The sequence below is a fragment of the Caballeronia sp. GACF4 genome (assembly GCF_023631025.1).
Lineage (GTDB): Bacteria > Pseudomonadota > Gammaproteobacteria > Burkholderiales > Burkholderiaceae > Caballeronia.
This window is the reverse complement of record NZ_JALQDW010000002.1, coordinates 451653-465186: the sequence shown is the minus strand read 5'-3', so window position 1 is coordinate 465186 and position 13534 is coordinate 451653. Positions and strand designations below refer to the sequence as shown.

At 62.9% G+C, this 13534-nt stretch carries 9 protein-coding genes and 3 pseudogenes; 2 read left to right on the top strand and 10 right to left on the bottom strand.

What is annotated here, in order from left to right; genetic code table 11:
• Positions 1-3 precede the first annotated feature (3 nt).
• From NCR40_RS31595 to NCR40_RS02220, 5 genes and pseudogenes are all read right to left on the bottom strand, one after another.
• Positions 4-423, bottom strand: a pseudogene (locus tag NCR40_RS31595) (YadA family autotransporter adhesin); the annotation flags it as partial.
• Positions 424-539: 116 nt separating this feature from the next.
• Positions 540-624 (bottom strand): annotated as a pseudogene (locus tag NCR40_RS31590) (hypothetical protein); the annotation flags it as partial.
• 297 nt (positions 625-921) lie between these two features.
• Positions 922-1503 (bottom strand): annotated as a pseudogene (locus NCR40_RS31585) (beta strand repeat-containing protein); the annotation flags it as partial.
• A gap of 858 nt (positions 1504-2361) precedes the next feature.
• The gene (locus NCR40_RS02225; protein ID WP_250463326.1) at positions 2362-3663 is read right to left on the bottom strand and encodes an ATP-binding protein; all 1302 of its coding nucleotides are present in this window, start codon (positions 3661-3663) and stop codon (positions 2362-2364) included.
• Positions 3663-4325 carry a response regulator gene (locus tag NCR40_RS02220; protein WP_244827152.1) on the bottom strand — a complete coding sequence of 221 codons (663 nt, stop codon included), beginning with the start codon at positions 4323-4325 and terminating at the stop codon, positions 3663-3665. Before NCR40_RS02220 ends, NCR40_RS02225 begins: the two co-directional genes overlap by 1 nt.
• A 361-nt stretch (positions 4326-4686) precedes the next feature.
• Here NCR40_RS02220 and dacB point away from each other — a divergent pair, with 361 nt between their 5' ends.
• Positions 4687-6216, top strand: a complete 1530-nt coding sequence (dacB, locus tag NCR40_RS02215; protein ID WP_502800652.1) for a D-alanyl-D-alanine carboxypeptidase/D-alanyl-D-alanine endopeptidase — start codon at positions 4687-4689, stop codon at positions 6214-6216.
• Positions 6217-6515: 299 nt separating this feature from the next.
• A complete protein-coding gene (locus NCR40_RS02210) occupies positions 6516-7625 on the top strand; it encodes an SGNH/GDSL hydrolase family protein (protein WP_250463320.1) in 1110 nt (369 codons plus the stop codon).
• Between the two features lie 105 nt (positions 7626-7730).
• Here the strand turns inward: NCR40_RS02210 and NCR40_RS02205 are convergent, their stop codons facing one another.
• From NCR40_RS02205 to pyk, 5 genes are all read right to left on the bottom strand, one after another.
• On the bottom strand, positions 7731-8768 hold the full coding sequence (locus NCR40_RS02205; RefSeq protein WP_250508605.1) for an L-threonylcarbamoyladenylate synthase: 1038 nt from the start codon (positions 8766-8768) through the stop codon (positions 7731-7733).
• Positions 8769-8789: 21 nt separating this feature from the next.
• The gene (locus NCR40_RS02200) at positions 8790-9977 is read right to left on the bottom strand and encodes a 5-(carboxyamino)imidazole ribonucleotide synthase (RefSeq protein ID WP_244827149.1); all 1188 of its coding nucleotides are present in this window, start codon (positions 9975-9977) and stop codon (positions 8790-8792) included.
• Between the two features lie 102 nt (positions 9978-10079).
• The gene (gene purE, locus NCR40_RS02195; protein WP_244827148.1) at positions 10080-10601 is read right to left on the bottom strand and encodes a 5-(carboxyamino)imidazole ribonucleotide mutase; all 522 of its coding nucleotides are present in this window, start codon (positions 10599-10601) and stop codon (positions 10080-10082) included.
• A 72-nt stretch (positions 10602-10673) separates the two neighbouring features.
• Positions 10674-11564, bottom strand: coding sequence for a phosphoribosylaminoimidazolesuccinocarboxamide synthase (locus tag NCR40_RS02190; RefSeq protein ID WP_244827147.1), 891 nt, complete (start codon positions 11562-11564; stop codon positions 10674-10676).
• Between the two features lie 181 nt (positions 11565-11745).
• On the bottom strand, positions 11746-13254 hold the full coding sequence (pyk, locus tag NCR40_RS02185) for a pyruvate kinase (RefSeq protein WP_370652122.1): 1509 nt from the start codon (positions 13252-13254) through the stop codon (positions 11746-11748).
• Between the last annotated feature and the right edge of the window lie 280 nt (positions 13255-13534).

Sequence of the window (13534 nt, the reverse complement as noted above, 5' to 3'; positions counted from 1 at the left end):
CGCTTAGAACTCGTAGCCGACTTGACCGCGCACGCCTGCGTCGCCGTGCGGCGTGATCGAGGCTGCAGCGTTGACGAGCCAGCGGCTGTCACGCGAACGGTAGGTGCCGCCAATGCCCATGGCCGTGTAGCCCTTGTAGTTCGCGACACCGGCTGCGACCACGGTCTTGCCCGGCTGACTCGGCGTCAGGTTCGGCATCGCCATCGCGGCGGCGACGCCGGAAAATGCCTGACGAGCTACCGTATCGACGTTGCTTTGAACTGCGTTCAACTGGTTCATGTTGACACCGTCGGTACCGTTGATGCCCGGCGCGACGTTCGTCAGGCGACGTTCGTTGCCCTTCGAGCCGATCGAGACGGTGTTGTCTTCGTCCGCGACAGAACCGCTACCCAGCGCGACGGAGTTGTTACCCGTAGCCTTCGAGCCATTTCCGAGAGCGGTCGAGTCGGTGCCGGACGCAACAGCGGGGGTGTCGGTCTTTTGCGAAGCGACCGTTGAAGCAGCGCCTTCGACGTTGCTCAATTGCTGCGCCAGACTCGAAACGTTCTGGTTCGTTTGATAAAGCTGCGAGCCGTTGACTGCGTCGGTACTGTCGGCGCTCAAGGCGCCAGCGGATACGCCGGTCACCGTACGCGTGCCATCGGTGCCCGTCATGTCGACGACCGTGCCGCCCGTGTCCTTCGCAACGGTGATGTTTTGCGTCGTTGCGTCTTGACGCACCAGACCGACGTTGCCGCTGGCGATCTGTTGATTGATGTTGCTGATGTCGCTCGTATTCTGCGCGATATCCGACGAGTTCTGCGCAACGTTGGTTTTCAGCGACGAGATATCAGACGTGTTTTGAGCAACGTTCGTGTTCAGCGCCGCGATGTCGGACGTGTTCTGCGCAATGTTGGACGTGTTTTGTGCCACGTTCTGGTTCGTAGCGTAGAGCTGCGAGCCGTTAATTGCATCTAGACTCGATGCGGAAATGGCGCCAGGAGCAACGCCCGTGACCGTGCGAGCGCCCTGCGAGCCCGTCATATCGACAACGGTACCGTCCGTGGACTTTGCCACGGTGATAGTGCGTGTCGTCGGGTCTTGCTGAACCAAGCCGAGTGTGCCGTTTGTGAGTCCGGTGTTGAGGTTCGCGATGTCGGCTGTGTTTTGCGTCACGTTCGAGTTGAGCTTGCCCAACGCTGCATCGACCGTACCGAAAGCCGTGCCGACGTCGGTAGCGGCGCCAGACGTACCATTGATCGAGTTTGCGTTCGTCAGCGCGAAGCTGGGAGCCGAAATCGTGCCGTCGCTATTCAGCGCGGAACCGCCGCCAATCGCCTTTGCCGTGCTTTGTGCGGTGTTCTTCAACTGCCCAAAATTCACCGAATCCGTATTCGCCGTGCCAGCTGCAAGATTGGTTACCTTGCCATTGTTGAGTTGAATATTAGCGCCCGTTTTCGAAACGGTCAGCGCGTTGTTATTAGAATCGGCGCCATTGATAAACTGGTAACCCCCGACAGACATCGAAGCATTCGCGATCGAAACTGAGCCCGTTTGGGTAACTGTGTTGTAACCGGCAGTGGCAGATGTGCCGCAATTTTCCATGCCAACGGTTGTTAGGGCTTGACCCGACAGAAACTGACACTGGCCCGGATCAGGCGAGCCAAAGTCCGAATCGTTGACGATCAACGGCGCAGTAACAGCTGACGCCGTCATCGGCAATGCAATTGCAACAGCGCCTGCAGCGAGAGCGGCGGGCATTACTTTTTTGATCAGGCGCGATTGCAGTTTCGAGGGACGAAGAGCTTTGTTCATGAATAAACCTAAAAGTAAAAATCGAATGCGATAAAACACTGCTTCGCACGAGAAATCCGTTTAAAGCAAAAGGATCGCGAATAAAAAACGAATCAAAGAGAGCAATGTCACCGAATGGGCGCAGCCCACGTTGACGGGTGCGAGCATTAAAGGATCTCGTTGATTTAACTGCCTTGAAGCACGTCGATCAATCGAAACTAGCTCGCCTGCAGTGAGACGAAATTTACGGCAATTTGTTGTCAGGAGACATAAGCGCGCTCCTAATGTCTGCCGATGTCAATAGACTTACGTCTAACCGATAGAAAATCAGGTCTGAAACGAGTAATTAATTGTGTGGATTTGAAAAGATCCTGTGTTACCGCATTACAGCTTTCCTTCAAATCGCTAACTTGGTTGTTCTTCATTCCGGCGATCGCGTTTGAACAAACCGGAGAAGAATCGGAATTTGGAATTCTTTTTAAACAACGACGGCGCCTAAAGGCGGACGCTGTTTGGCCTGCCAGCGCAGCCCAACGCCCTATGCGCCCATCAGCGCATGACGATCCGATAGGGACCAGCGCGTGAAACTCAAAACGTGACCACGACTCGAAGTCCGCCTGCGACGGACGCTCCAAGGTGAACAGCCGCCCCATGCTGATCCGCAATCCGCCGCACGATGGCAAGCCCAAGCCCGCTGCCCGCCACATCCGTACGCGCGCGGTCCACGCTTTCGCCCACGCGATAAAACCGGTCGAATACTCTTTCTCGTTCGTTCTCTGGAATGCCCGGCCCGGAATCCGCGATTTCGACGACTGGATGTCCATCTTTTATTTTTAAGCAGACATCCACGCGGCCGCCGCGCGGCGTGTATTTCGTCGCGTTATCGATGAGATTGTTGAACATCACGCGCAATGAATCCGCGTCGCCCGTCACGGTGGCGGGCTCGCTTGCCTCGATGCCGAGGTCCACGCCGCGCTCCTGCGCCACGAGCACGTAACCGCGCACGCACGTTTCGAGCAACGCGGCCAGATCGACTTTCGTCGCCACGCCCTTGCCGTCCGGCTCCGAGCGCGCGAGCGCAAGCAACTGCTCCGCGAGCCGCGTGGCGCGCGCGATGCCTTCGTGCAAATCGAGCAACGCCTCGCGCCGCGATGCGTCGTCCTGCGCGCGCGCCACGAGCTGCGCCTGAATCTGCACGGCGGCAAGCGGCGTGCGCAACTCGTGCGCGGCATCGGCGACGAAGGCTTTTTGCGTATCGAGCGCCGTCGACAAACGCGCCAGCAGCGCGTTCAGCGCCCGCACGACCGGCTGCACTTCCTGCGGCAAGCGTTGATTGGGAAGCGGATCGAGTGCTTCGGGATGCCGTGTATCGAGCGCGCTCGTCACACGCTGCAAGGGCGCAAGCCCGCGTCCGACGATCACCCAGATCGCAAGCCCGAGCAGCGGCAGCAACAGGACCAGCGGCCACAACGTGCGCCACGCGACGCCCGCCGCGACGCGGTTGCGTATCGAAAGCGGCTGCGCGAGTTGCACGACGTTGTCGCCGACGATCGCGCTATACACGCGCCACTCGCCGCGCGCCGTCATTTCCGTCGAGAAGCCGAGTTCGGCGTGCGGCGCGAGCGGCACGCGCGGATGCGAGTAGTACATCAGCACGCCGTTGCGATTCCAGATCTGGATGACGACGCCCTCGTCGCTTTCGCTGCGCGACGTGAGCACCGACGAAAACGGCTCCGAAGGCAGCGCCGCCGCGATCTGCTGCAATTGATAATCGAAGAGTTCGTTGGCTTCGGCGAGCGCCTGCCGGTAGATGAGCCATCCGGCAAAGCCCACGCCGACAATCACGAGCGCGAGCAGCCAGATGAGCAATTGCCGGCGGATGGACCGCATCAGGCGTCCTTCGCGACCATGTAACCCAAGCCGCGCACGTTGCGAATGAGGTCCGCGCCGAGCTTCTTGCGCAGCGAGTGGATGTAGACCTCGACCGTATTGCTGCCGATTTCCTCACCCCAGCCGTAGATTTTCTCTTCGAGCTGACTCTTCGAGAGCACGGCGCCCGGACGCGCCATCAACGCTTCGAGCAACGCGAATTCGCGCGCCGAGAGCGCGACAGGCGCGCCCGCGAGCGTCACCTGATGACCGACCGGGTCGAGCGTGAGTTGACCATGACGCACGAGCGATTCGCCGCGTCCCGCATGACGACGGATGAGCGCCCGCATGCGTGCGCCGAGTTCGTCGAGATCGAAGGGCTTAACGAGGTAATCGTCGGCGCCGGCATCGAGTCCTTTCACGCGATCGGCGATGGCGTCCCGCGCCGTCACGATCAGCACCGGCAATGCGTTCGCACGCGCGCGCAGCGTCCTGAGAACGTCGATGCCATCGCGCTTGGGCAAGCCGAGGTCTAGCAGCATCAGGTCGTAGGGCTCGCCGCCGACGGCCGTCAGCGCGGCCTCGCCGTCCTGCACCCAGTCGACCGCGAAGCCGTCCGCGCGCAGCGCCTTGCGCACACCTTCGGCGATCATCCGGTCATCTTCGACTAGCAGGATTCGCATGGCATCTCGTCTTCTTGGTTGGGGAGACCGGCTTTGAAAGTCGTAGCCATTCTAGCTTTGCCGGGCGCGGGCAGGCTTAAGCAAGGCTTAATGGTGGATGTGATGAATCTTGCAGGGTGCTGGAATCTATGACGCTTGATCACGCGATGTGACGAGGGGCGCGCTTGCTCGCCGCCCTTGGCCAGCCGACAAACCCCTATTCGTACGATTTTCGCAAGCCAGCTTGTCTACAATGAGCTTTTCGCCCGTGTGGGCTTCGCCTAACAACATCAAAAGCACGCCCATGCCGCTTGTCTCGCTCGTTTCTCGCTGTTCGTCGTTTGCACTCGCCGCCGCAATCGGCTTTGCCGCCATCGCTCACATGCCCGAAGCACAAGCGCGTGGCGGCTCGAAGTCCGAATCGCAAGCGCAGGCGCCCGAGCGCGCGGCGCATGGCGGCGCGAAGGCAAAACGCGCAGGCAAGGCGTCCAGAGCCGAGAAAGCCCTCGCCGCACGAGAACGCGTGCCCGCCGGGCCACTGCCCGCACCGGTCATGGCGGCGCTCGCTCACGCGCACATCCCGCTTTCGTCGATGAGCGTAGTCGTGCAACGTATCGGCGCGCCCGTGCCGCTCGTCACGATCAACGCGGACCGGCCGATGCTCCCCGCATCGACGATGAAGCTCGTCACGACTTACTCGGGCCTCTCGCTGCTCGGCCCCGACTATCGCTGGAAAACCACCGCCTACGCCGATGGCGATGTCGACGCACAAGGCGTGCTGCACGGCAATCTCTACATTCAGGGCACGGGTGACCCGAAGCTCGTGCCGGAAGAACTGATCGATCTCGTCGATCAGATACGCAAGAACGGCATCACGGGAATCGATGGCGCGCTCGTGCTCGACAAGCGCTATTTCGACGCCTCCACGCGCGATCTGCCCGCGTTCGATAACGACGATGCCGCGCCCTACAACGTCGGTCCCGATCCGCTGCTCTACGCGTTCAAGTCGCTTACCTTCACGCTCACGCCGAATCCGGACGGGCAGGTATCCATCGACGTATTGCCGCAACTGGCGCAACTGCAGATCGACAACGAATTGCGCGTGACGCGCGGCGCGTGCGCGGGCACGTTGCCGTCCGCATCGCCGAGCGTGGCGCAGACGCAGGGCGGCTTCGTGCAGGCGTCGTTCATCGGCGACTATCCGTTGCGCTGCGGCTCGCGCACCATCAACGTCGCCGCGCTCGACCATTCGACGTTCTTCGCAGGCGGCTTCCTCGCGCTGTGGAAGCAGGCGGGCGGCACGTTTCAGGGCGCCACGCGCGAAGGCCCGACGCCTTCGTCGGCGCGGCTCGTCGGCACGCATCGCAGCCCGGTGCTGTCGGATATCGTGCGCGACATCAACAAGTTCAGTAACAACGTGATGGCGCGAAATCTGTTTCTGACCATCGGCGCGGCGCAACTAAAACCGCCCGCGACGACCGCCAAATCCTCGCAGGCCATCCAGACGTTTCTCAAGAAAAGCGCCCTGCCAATGGCCGGTCTCGTGCTCGACAACGGCTCCGGACTCTCGCGCGACGAAACCATCTCCGCGCTCTCGCTCGCCGACCTTCTGCAAGCGGCGAACGCGAGTCCGGTCGCGCAAGTGTTCGTCGAATCGCTGCCCATTGCCGGCGTGGACGGCACCATGCGCAACCGCCTGACCAACGCGGGCGCGTTCGGCAATGCGCACATCAAGACCGGCACCTTGCGCGATGTCCGGGCGATCGCGGGCTACGTCGGCGCGGCCAATGGCGAGAGTTATGTCGTGGTGAGCTTCATCAACGATCCGCGCGCCGAGGCAGCACGCGCCGCGCACGACGCGCTCCTCGAATGGGTGTACGAAGGCGCGCGCAAGCCGGGCATCGAAGACTGAACGCGCGTTGCGCCAAGCATAGGAGGCAGGCGCGACGCAATTGAGCCAAACCCGCGCCCGGCAAGGCGGACCGAAGATTTCTTCTACGAAGACCGCCCGCGCCTGCACGCGCGCCGTGTACGCTGTCGGGCACGCATGACGGAAGGATGACTCGACCACCTTCGTGATGCACAATTCGTTCGAGCGCACGCGCGTATCGAGGCGCACGCCGGACGAAACGCAGACAGACACGCGGGCCAACACAAGGCACACGCGCTGCGGATTCAAACACATAACACCGAAAATTGGAGACGAGGTCCATGAAGAAGCAACTCTCGACGCGCGCCGCCCTGGTGCGCTACGCCCGAATTGCCACGGCGAGCGCCGCTTTCGCCCTGATTGCCGCGTGCGGCGGCGGTGGCGACGACAACAACAATTCGTTGCCGCCGGGCGGTGTCAAACTGCAAGTCGTCTCTTTCGGCGATAGCCTCTCCGACGTCGGCACCTACGCGCCGGTGGCGGCGGCCAACTTCGGCGGCGGCCGCTTCACGACGAATCCCGGTCAGGTGTGGGTTCAGGATGTCGCGCAATACTACGGCGACACGCTCACGCCCGCGATGACCGGTGGCTTCGGCACGCCGCCCCAGGCGCAATCGGGGCTCGGCTACGCGCAGGGCGGATCGCGCGTGACCAATCCTATTGGCGTGAGTCATGCGACGACCGATCCGGCCAATTACACGGGGGCGCTGACGGTGCCGGTGGCGCAACAGGTGACGAACTATCTGGCGTCGCACGGAAGCTTCAATTCGAATCAGCTCGTCATCGTCAATGGCGGCGCGAACGATATTCTGTACAACCTCACGGCCGTGCAGGCAGGACAGATGACGCCAGCGCAGGCGACCACCGCGATCGTGCAATCGGCGATCGATCTGGCGGGCGTCATCGGCTCGGTGCTGCAGCATGGCGCAACGCATGTGCTGGTGTCGAACGTGCCGGATATCGGCACCACGCCGCAGGGCATGATGAGCAACGCGGCCGTCAAGGCGCTGCTGACGCAGGCATCGCTAGGCTTCAATCAGGCGCTTGCCGCCGCGTTGACGCAATCGGGCCTGATGTCGAAGGTGATTTATCTGGATATCGTGCCGGCGCTCGCCAATATCACGGCCAACTTCGGGCAGTTCGGATTCACAGTGTCGAATACCGGCACGGCGTGCAATCTGCAGGCGATGGCCGCGGCAGCAGCGGCTTTCGGCGAGCCGAATCCGCAAGCATTCGCCACCTCGCTTTTCTGCTCGCCGCAGAACTACACGGTGGCCAACGCGGATCAACTTTATATGTACGCGGACACCGTGCACCCGACGACGCATCTGCATGCGCTGTATGCGCAGACGGCGGAGCAAAAGGTCGCGGCGGCGGGGTTGGGTAAGTAGTCCGGTTTATTGGAAGTCGGCGAGCCGCCCGGAGATGGTCTTTCGGGCGGTTTCTTTTTGCCGTGGGCAATCCTTCGCGTCGCTGTCGAAGCGCACATGAGCGAGCTAAGCGCCTTCCCCTTCGAACGCCGCCGCCGCTCTTCCCAGCCGATCATTCACCGCGATCCACTCGACCGATTCCGGCAGCTTCTCGATGAGAATCCGTTCGACATTCGCCCGATCCAGCGCCCGCAGCAAGCCATACAACTCCCGCGCGTAACTCTGCGGGTCTTCAGGTGCAGCCACGAAGTGCACGCCGGAATCGCGCGCCCAATCGCCTGCGCTCGACGCACGCGCCACCAGCGCGATCTTCTTGTCGCGCGCATTGGCACGGGCCGCAACGAGGATCGGTTCGATCGCCGCGAAAGGCAGCAACGCGAGCGGCGTCCTCGGCGCGTAATGCGCCTTCAGCGTGCCCGAGGCGCGCGGCGCGGTGGCATCCGTTCCATCCGGCAATCTCGGCGCGACGCCGATCACATCCGCGATCTGCCGCGGACTCACGTGTCCCGGCCGCAACAAAGCGGGAAAGCCGCGCGATAAATCCAGAATCGTCGATTCGATTCCCACTTGCGCCGTCCCGCCATCGAGCACATGAACGCTCGCGCCGAATTCATCGCGAACATGTTGTGCGCTCGTCGGACTTACGTGTCCAAAGCGATTCGCCGAAGGCCCCGCCACGCCGCCTTGCTTGCCCGTTCCGCTGCGTAAAGCGTGAAACGCCGACAACAGCCGCTGCGCCACCGGATGCGACGGGCAACGAATGCCCACCGAATCCTGCCCGCCGCTCACCGCCGCCGGAATACGCTCCGCGCGCTCGAGGATGAGCGTCAAGGGTCCGGGCCAGAAGGCGTCGATGAGCCTTTGTGCGTCTAACGGCAACGCGCTTACCCAATAGCCTGGATCGGCTTCGGGCGCGAGATGCACGATCACCGGATGATTCGCCGGCCTGCCCTTCGCGGCATAGATGCGCGCGATGGCTTCGGGATTCTCGGCATCGCCGCCGAGGCCGTAGACCGTTTCAGTCGGAAACGCGACAAGTTCGCCTGCGTCGAGCAGGGCCGCTGCTTCGTCGATCTGCGCGGCGCTCGGATGGATGATGGTCATTGCCTTACTGCTTCAAGTCTTTCAATCGAGCGCGATATGCAACATGCGCGCACAGTCGCGCGCCGCCGTGCGCGCCTCTTCCAGCGTCGCCGCCGTGAAGTTGATGTGGCCCATCTTGCGGCCATGGCGCGCTTCTTCCTTGCCGTACAGATGCAGGCGCGCAGCCGGCATTGCCACGACGTCGGTCCAGGCGGGAGCACGTTGCTTGTCGCCGTTGAACCAGATATCGCCGAGCAGATTCAGCATTGCGGCGGGCGAATGCTGGCGCGTATCGCCGAGCGGCATGCCGGTCATCGCGCGGACTTGCTGTTCGAACTGGCTCGTGGCGCAGGCATCGACCGTGTAATGGCCGGAATTGTGCGGACGCGGCGCCATTTCATTGGCGATGAGCGTTCCGTCTTCCAGCACGAAGAATTCGACGCACAACACGCCGACATAGCCCAGCTTTGCCGCGATGGTCAACGCCGAATCCTGCGCCTGCGCGACGAGCGCGGCGGGCGCATCGGGCGCGGGCACGACGGTCTTTGCCAGAATGCCGCCGACATGCGAATTCTGCGCAAGCGGGAACACGGCCGACTTGCCGTCGCCGCCGCGCGCGATCAGCACGGACACTTCGTACTTCAACGGCATGCGTTTTTCGAGCACGCACGGCACGCCCGAAAGCGAGCCATACGCGTTCCGCACTTCCTGCACGTTGCGCACGCTCACCTGTCCCTTGCCGTCATAGCCAAGGCGCGCGGTCTTGAGAATGCCGGGCAGCACTGCCGCGATCTTCTCGTCCGACAACGCCGCGAGCGCTTCCGGCGATTCGATCACCACGTGCGGCGCGACCGGCACGCCCGCCTCGGCGATAAACCGCTTCTCCGCAACGCGATCCTGCGCAATTGCCACGCAACTCGCCGCCGGGCTCACGAACGTGCACGAAGCGAGGAATTCGAGACTTGCCGACGGCACGTTCTCGAACTCGGTGGAAACCGCCGCGCACAAGCGGCCGAGTTCGGTGAGCGCGGCTTTGTCTTCGTAACCGGCGCGGATGTGACGATCAGCGACCGCGCCCGCCGGACTTGTCTGGTCAGGATCGAGCACGGCGACGCGGTAGCCCATCGACTGCGCGGCAAAGCAGAACATGCGGCCGAGCTGGCCGCCGCCGACCATGCCGAGCCACGCGCCGGGCAGGATGGGTGAGTTCGGGGATTTGTTTGGGTTCATCGTGGGCTGGGGCTTGCCGGGACTGATTTGCTGGTTTGATTTCCAGACGCCGCGCAAAGGGGCGCGCAGCATCGCACTTCAATGCTTCGACGTTTCAACGCTTCAGAGCGGAGGCAGCGCCATATCGCGCGCGGCCTGGTTCTGCTTCACACGGAACGCGGCCAGCGCTTCGGCGTAACGCGCATTGGTCACGCTCAGAATGGACACCGCGAAGAGCGCCGCGTTCGCCGCGCCCGCCTCGCCGATGGCGAAGGTCGCGACCGGCACGCCCTTGGGCATCTGCACGATGGAATGCAGCGAATCCACGCCCTTCAGATACTTGCTCGCCACCGGCACGCCGAGCACCGGCACCGTGGTCTTGGCGGCCAGCATGCCCGGCAGATGCGCCGCGCCGCCCGCGCCCGCGATGATCGCCTGCACGCCGCGCGCGCGCGCGCTTTCGGCATAACCGAACATCTCGTCCGGCATGCGATGCGCGGACACCACCTTCGCTTCATAAGGCACGCCGAATTCCTGCAAGATCGCGACGGCGTGCTTCATGACGTCCCAGTCGGAGCTGGAACCCATCAACACGCCGACGAGCGGCGCATCGTGCGAATGCGCTCCGGTCTGTACTTCGCTCATTTAGCTGCTTTCCTTGGGCGTTGGTTCGGGCGCGCCGTCATCTCTTCCAAATGACCGCGCGCGATACGGGTGTTACGCGAGCGTCTGCCCGGTCAGGCGCTGCAACGCTTCCTGATACTTCTCGGCGGTCTTGGCGACGACTTCGTCGGGCAGCTTCGGCGCGGGCGGTTCCTTCTTCCACGGCTGCGTTTCGAGCCAGTCGCGCACGAACTGCTTGTCGAACGACGGGGGGTTCGTGCCGACCTGATAGCCGTCGGCCGGCCAGAAGCGCGAGGAGTCGGCGGTGAGCACTTCGTCCATCAGAAACAGCTCGCCCTTGTTGTCGAGGCCGAACTCGAACTTGGTATCCGCGATGATGATGCCGCGCGTCGCCGCATACTCGGCGGCTTCCTTGTACAACTGAATGGAAATGCGGCGGATGGTGGCCGACAGTTCGGTGCCGATGCGCCGTTCCATGTCGTCGTACGTGATGTTCTCGTCGTGATGGCCCATTTCGGCCTTCGCGGCGGGCGTGAAAATGGGCTCGGGCAACTTCTGCGCGTTTTGCAGGCCGGGCGGCAATTCCACGCCGCAGACCGCGCCCGTCGCTTGATAGTCCTTCCAGCCGCTGCCCGCGAGATAGCCGCGCACGACCGCTTCCACCAAAATCGGTTCGAGACGCTTCACCACGACCGCGCGGCCGGTCACCTGCGCCACCTCGTCCGGCGCGACGACGCTCGCCGGATCGATACCCGTATTGTGATTCGGCACGATATGACCGAGCTTCTCGAACCAGAAGTCGGCCATCTGATTGAGCACTCGGCCCTTGTTCGGAATCGGCTCGCCCATGACGACGTCGAATGCGGAGAGGCGGTCGGTCGTAACGATCAGGAGCTTGTCCTGACCGACGGCATAGTTGTCGCGAACCTTGCCGCGGCCGAGCAGCGGCAGCGATTTGATCGTGGATTCGTATAGCGTGGACATCGTCATGGTCCGAAGAGGTACGGAGAAATGTTGACCGCCGCTCAGGTTGCCATGAGCAGCGAAAAGAAATGGGAACGGGTCCCGTCGCCGGAACCCGTTGATTTTACTTTACAAATAACGCCTGGCTCGGATCAGGCTGAATTCGCGCTCATCCGAAAGCGTTTTTTCGCTCTACGCGCGCTCAGAAATGATCGCCGACGCGCACGATCTTCAGCGTGTTGGTGCCGCCCGCCGCGCCCATCGGCTCACCGACGGTGAGCACGACCATGTCGCCGCGCGCCGCGTATCCCTTCGACACGACCACTTCCAGCGCCTGATTGAGCGCGTCGTCGCGGTCCATGTTGGTATCGAGATGCAACGGCGTGACATTGCGATACAGCGACATCGTGCGCTCGCTCGCCACGCGTGGCGTTAGCGCGAAGATCGGCACATGCGTCCAGTGACGCGACATCCACAGCGCGGTCGAACCGGATTCGGTCAGCGCCACGACCGCCTTCGCGCCGAGATGGAACGCCGTGAACAGCGCGCCCATGGCGATGGACTGGTCGATGCGCGTGAACGTGCGGTCGAGGAAATCGCGGTCTAGTTGCGACTCTTCCGACTTCTCGGCTTCGACGCAAATGGCGGCCATCGTCTCGATGGTCGTCACCGGATACTTGCCCGCCGCGGTTTCGGCGGAAAGCATCACGGCGTCGGTGCCGTCGAGCACGGCGTTGGCCACGTCCGACACTTCCGCGCGGGTCGGCACGGGCGCGTGGATCATGGATTCCATCATCTGCGTGGCGGTGATGACGAGCTTGTTCGACTCGCGCCCCATGCGGATCATGCGCTTTTGCAGCGCGGGCACGGCCGCGTTGCCCACCTCCACCGCGAGATCGCCGCGCGCGACCATGATGCCGTCCGACGCATCGAGAATGCCTTGCAGCGCCGGAATGGCTTCGGCGCGCTCGATCTTCGCGATCATCTTCGGCTTGATGCCGTAAGGCGCGCCCGCGATGTTCGCGAGTTGACGCGCCATTTCCATGTCCGTCGCGTTTTTCGGGAACGACACCGCGACGAAATCCGCGCCAAGCGACATCGCCGTCTTGATGTCCTCCATGTCCTTCTCGGTCAGCGCCGGCGCCGTGAGTCCGCCGCCCTGCCGGTTGATGCCCTTGTTGTTCGACAACTCGCCGCCGACCTTTACGACCGTGTGAATCTCTTCGCCGATCACGCGCGTGACGTCGAGGACAATCAGGCCGTCGTTCAGCAGGAGCACGTCGCCGGCGCGCAGATCGCGCGGCAGGTCTTTGTAGTCGAGTCCGCAGCGCTCGTTGTTGCCGAGTTCGCAATTGGCGTCGAGCACGAAACTGTTGCCCGCGACGAGCATCGTCTTGTTGTTCTCGAACTTGCCGACGCGAATTTTCGGGCCTTGCAGGTCGGCCATGATGGCGACTTCGCGGCCCGTCTGGCGCGCGGCCTCGCGCACCCATTCGGCGCGCTGGCGATGATCGTCGGCAGTGCCGTGCGAAAAGTTGAAGCGAACGACGTCGAGCCCCGCTTGCATCATCTGCAGCAGGATCTCGGGACTGCTCGATGCCGGACCGATGGTGGCAACAATTTTGGTAGCGCGATGCATGGAATTCCTCGTCTCTGTAGGACCGCCCGTGACGCTGCGAGCACGTTGCGCCGACGGTGAGGTGTTGCTCACCGGTTGCGCGCGCGCGCCGGATCGTGCCGGCGTCGCTTTATCGATTTGCTTGATTGCATGAGCGGGCAAGCCGCCGATGATGACGGGCGCCGCCGTTGGTGCCGGCGATGCCGCGTCTTCGTTCTGCCTCGGTTGCTGATTCTGCGCGCGGGCTTCGCCGGACGACGGCTCGGTGTTCTGAGCCGCTTCGGCAATGGCCCGCGCCGCGAGCGCGGCGGCGTCGAGCTCGTCGCCCGATGCCCCGCCCGCCACTACGTTTCTGATTCCGTCTTTTTGCGCG

What these genes read in the sequence shown, in the direction of transcription:
- NCR40_RS02225 (WP_250463326.1), bottom strand. Translation starts at nt 3,663, where the DNA reads ATGCGGTCCATCCGCCGGCAATTGCTCATCTGGCTGCTCGCGCTCGTG.
- NCR40_RS02200 (WP_244827149.1), bottom strand. Translation starts at nt 9,977, where the DNA reads ATGAACCCAAACAAATCCCCGAACTCACCCATCCTGCCCGGCGCGTGG.
- purE (WP_244827148.1), bottom strand. Translation starts at nt 10,601, where the DNA reads ATGAGCGAAGTACAGACCGGAGCGCATTCGCACGATGCGCCGCTCGTC.
- NCR40_RS02210 (WP_250463320.1), top strand. Translation starts at nt 6,516, where the DNA reads ATGAAGAAGCAACTCTCGACGCGCGCCGCCCTGGTGCGCTACGCCCGA.
- NCR40_RS02190 (WP_244827147.1), bottom strand. Translation starts at nt 11,564, where the DNA reads ATGTCCACGCTATACGAATCCACGATCAAATCGCTGCCGCTGCTCGGC.
- NCR40_RS02205 (WP_250508605.1), bottom strand. Translation starts at nt 8,768, where the DNA reads ATGACCATCATCCATCCGAGCGCCGCGCAGATCGACGAAGCAGCGGCC.
- NCR40_RS02220 (WP_244827152.1), bottom strand. Translation starts at nt 4,325, where the DNA reads ATGCGAATCCTGCTAGTCGAAGATGACCGGATGATCGCCGAAGGTGTG.
- dacB (WP_502800652.1), top strand. Translation starts at nt 4,687, where the DNA reads ATGCCCGAAGCACAAGCGCGTGGCGGCTCGAAGTCCGAATCGCAAGCG.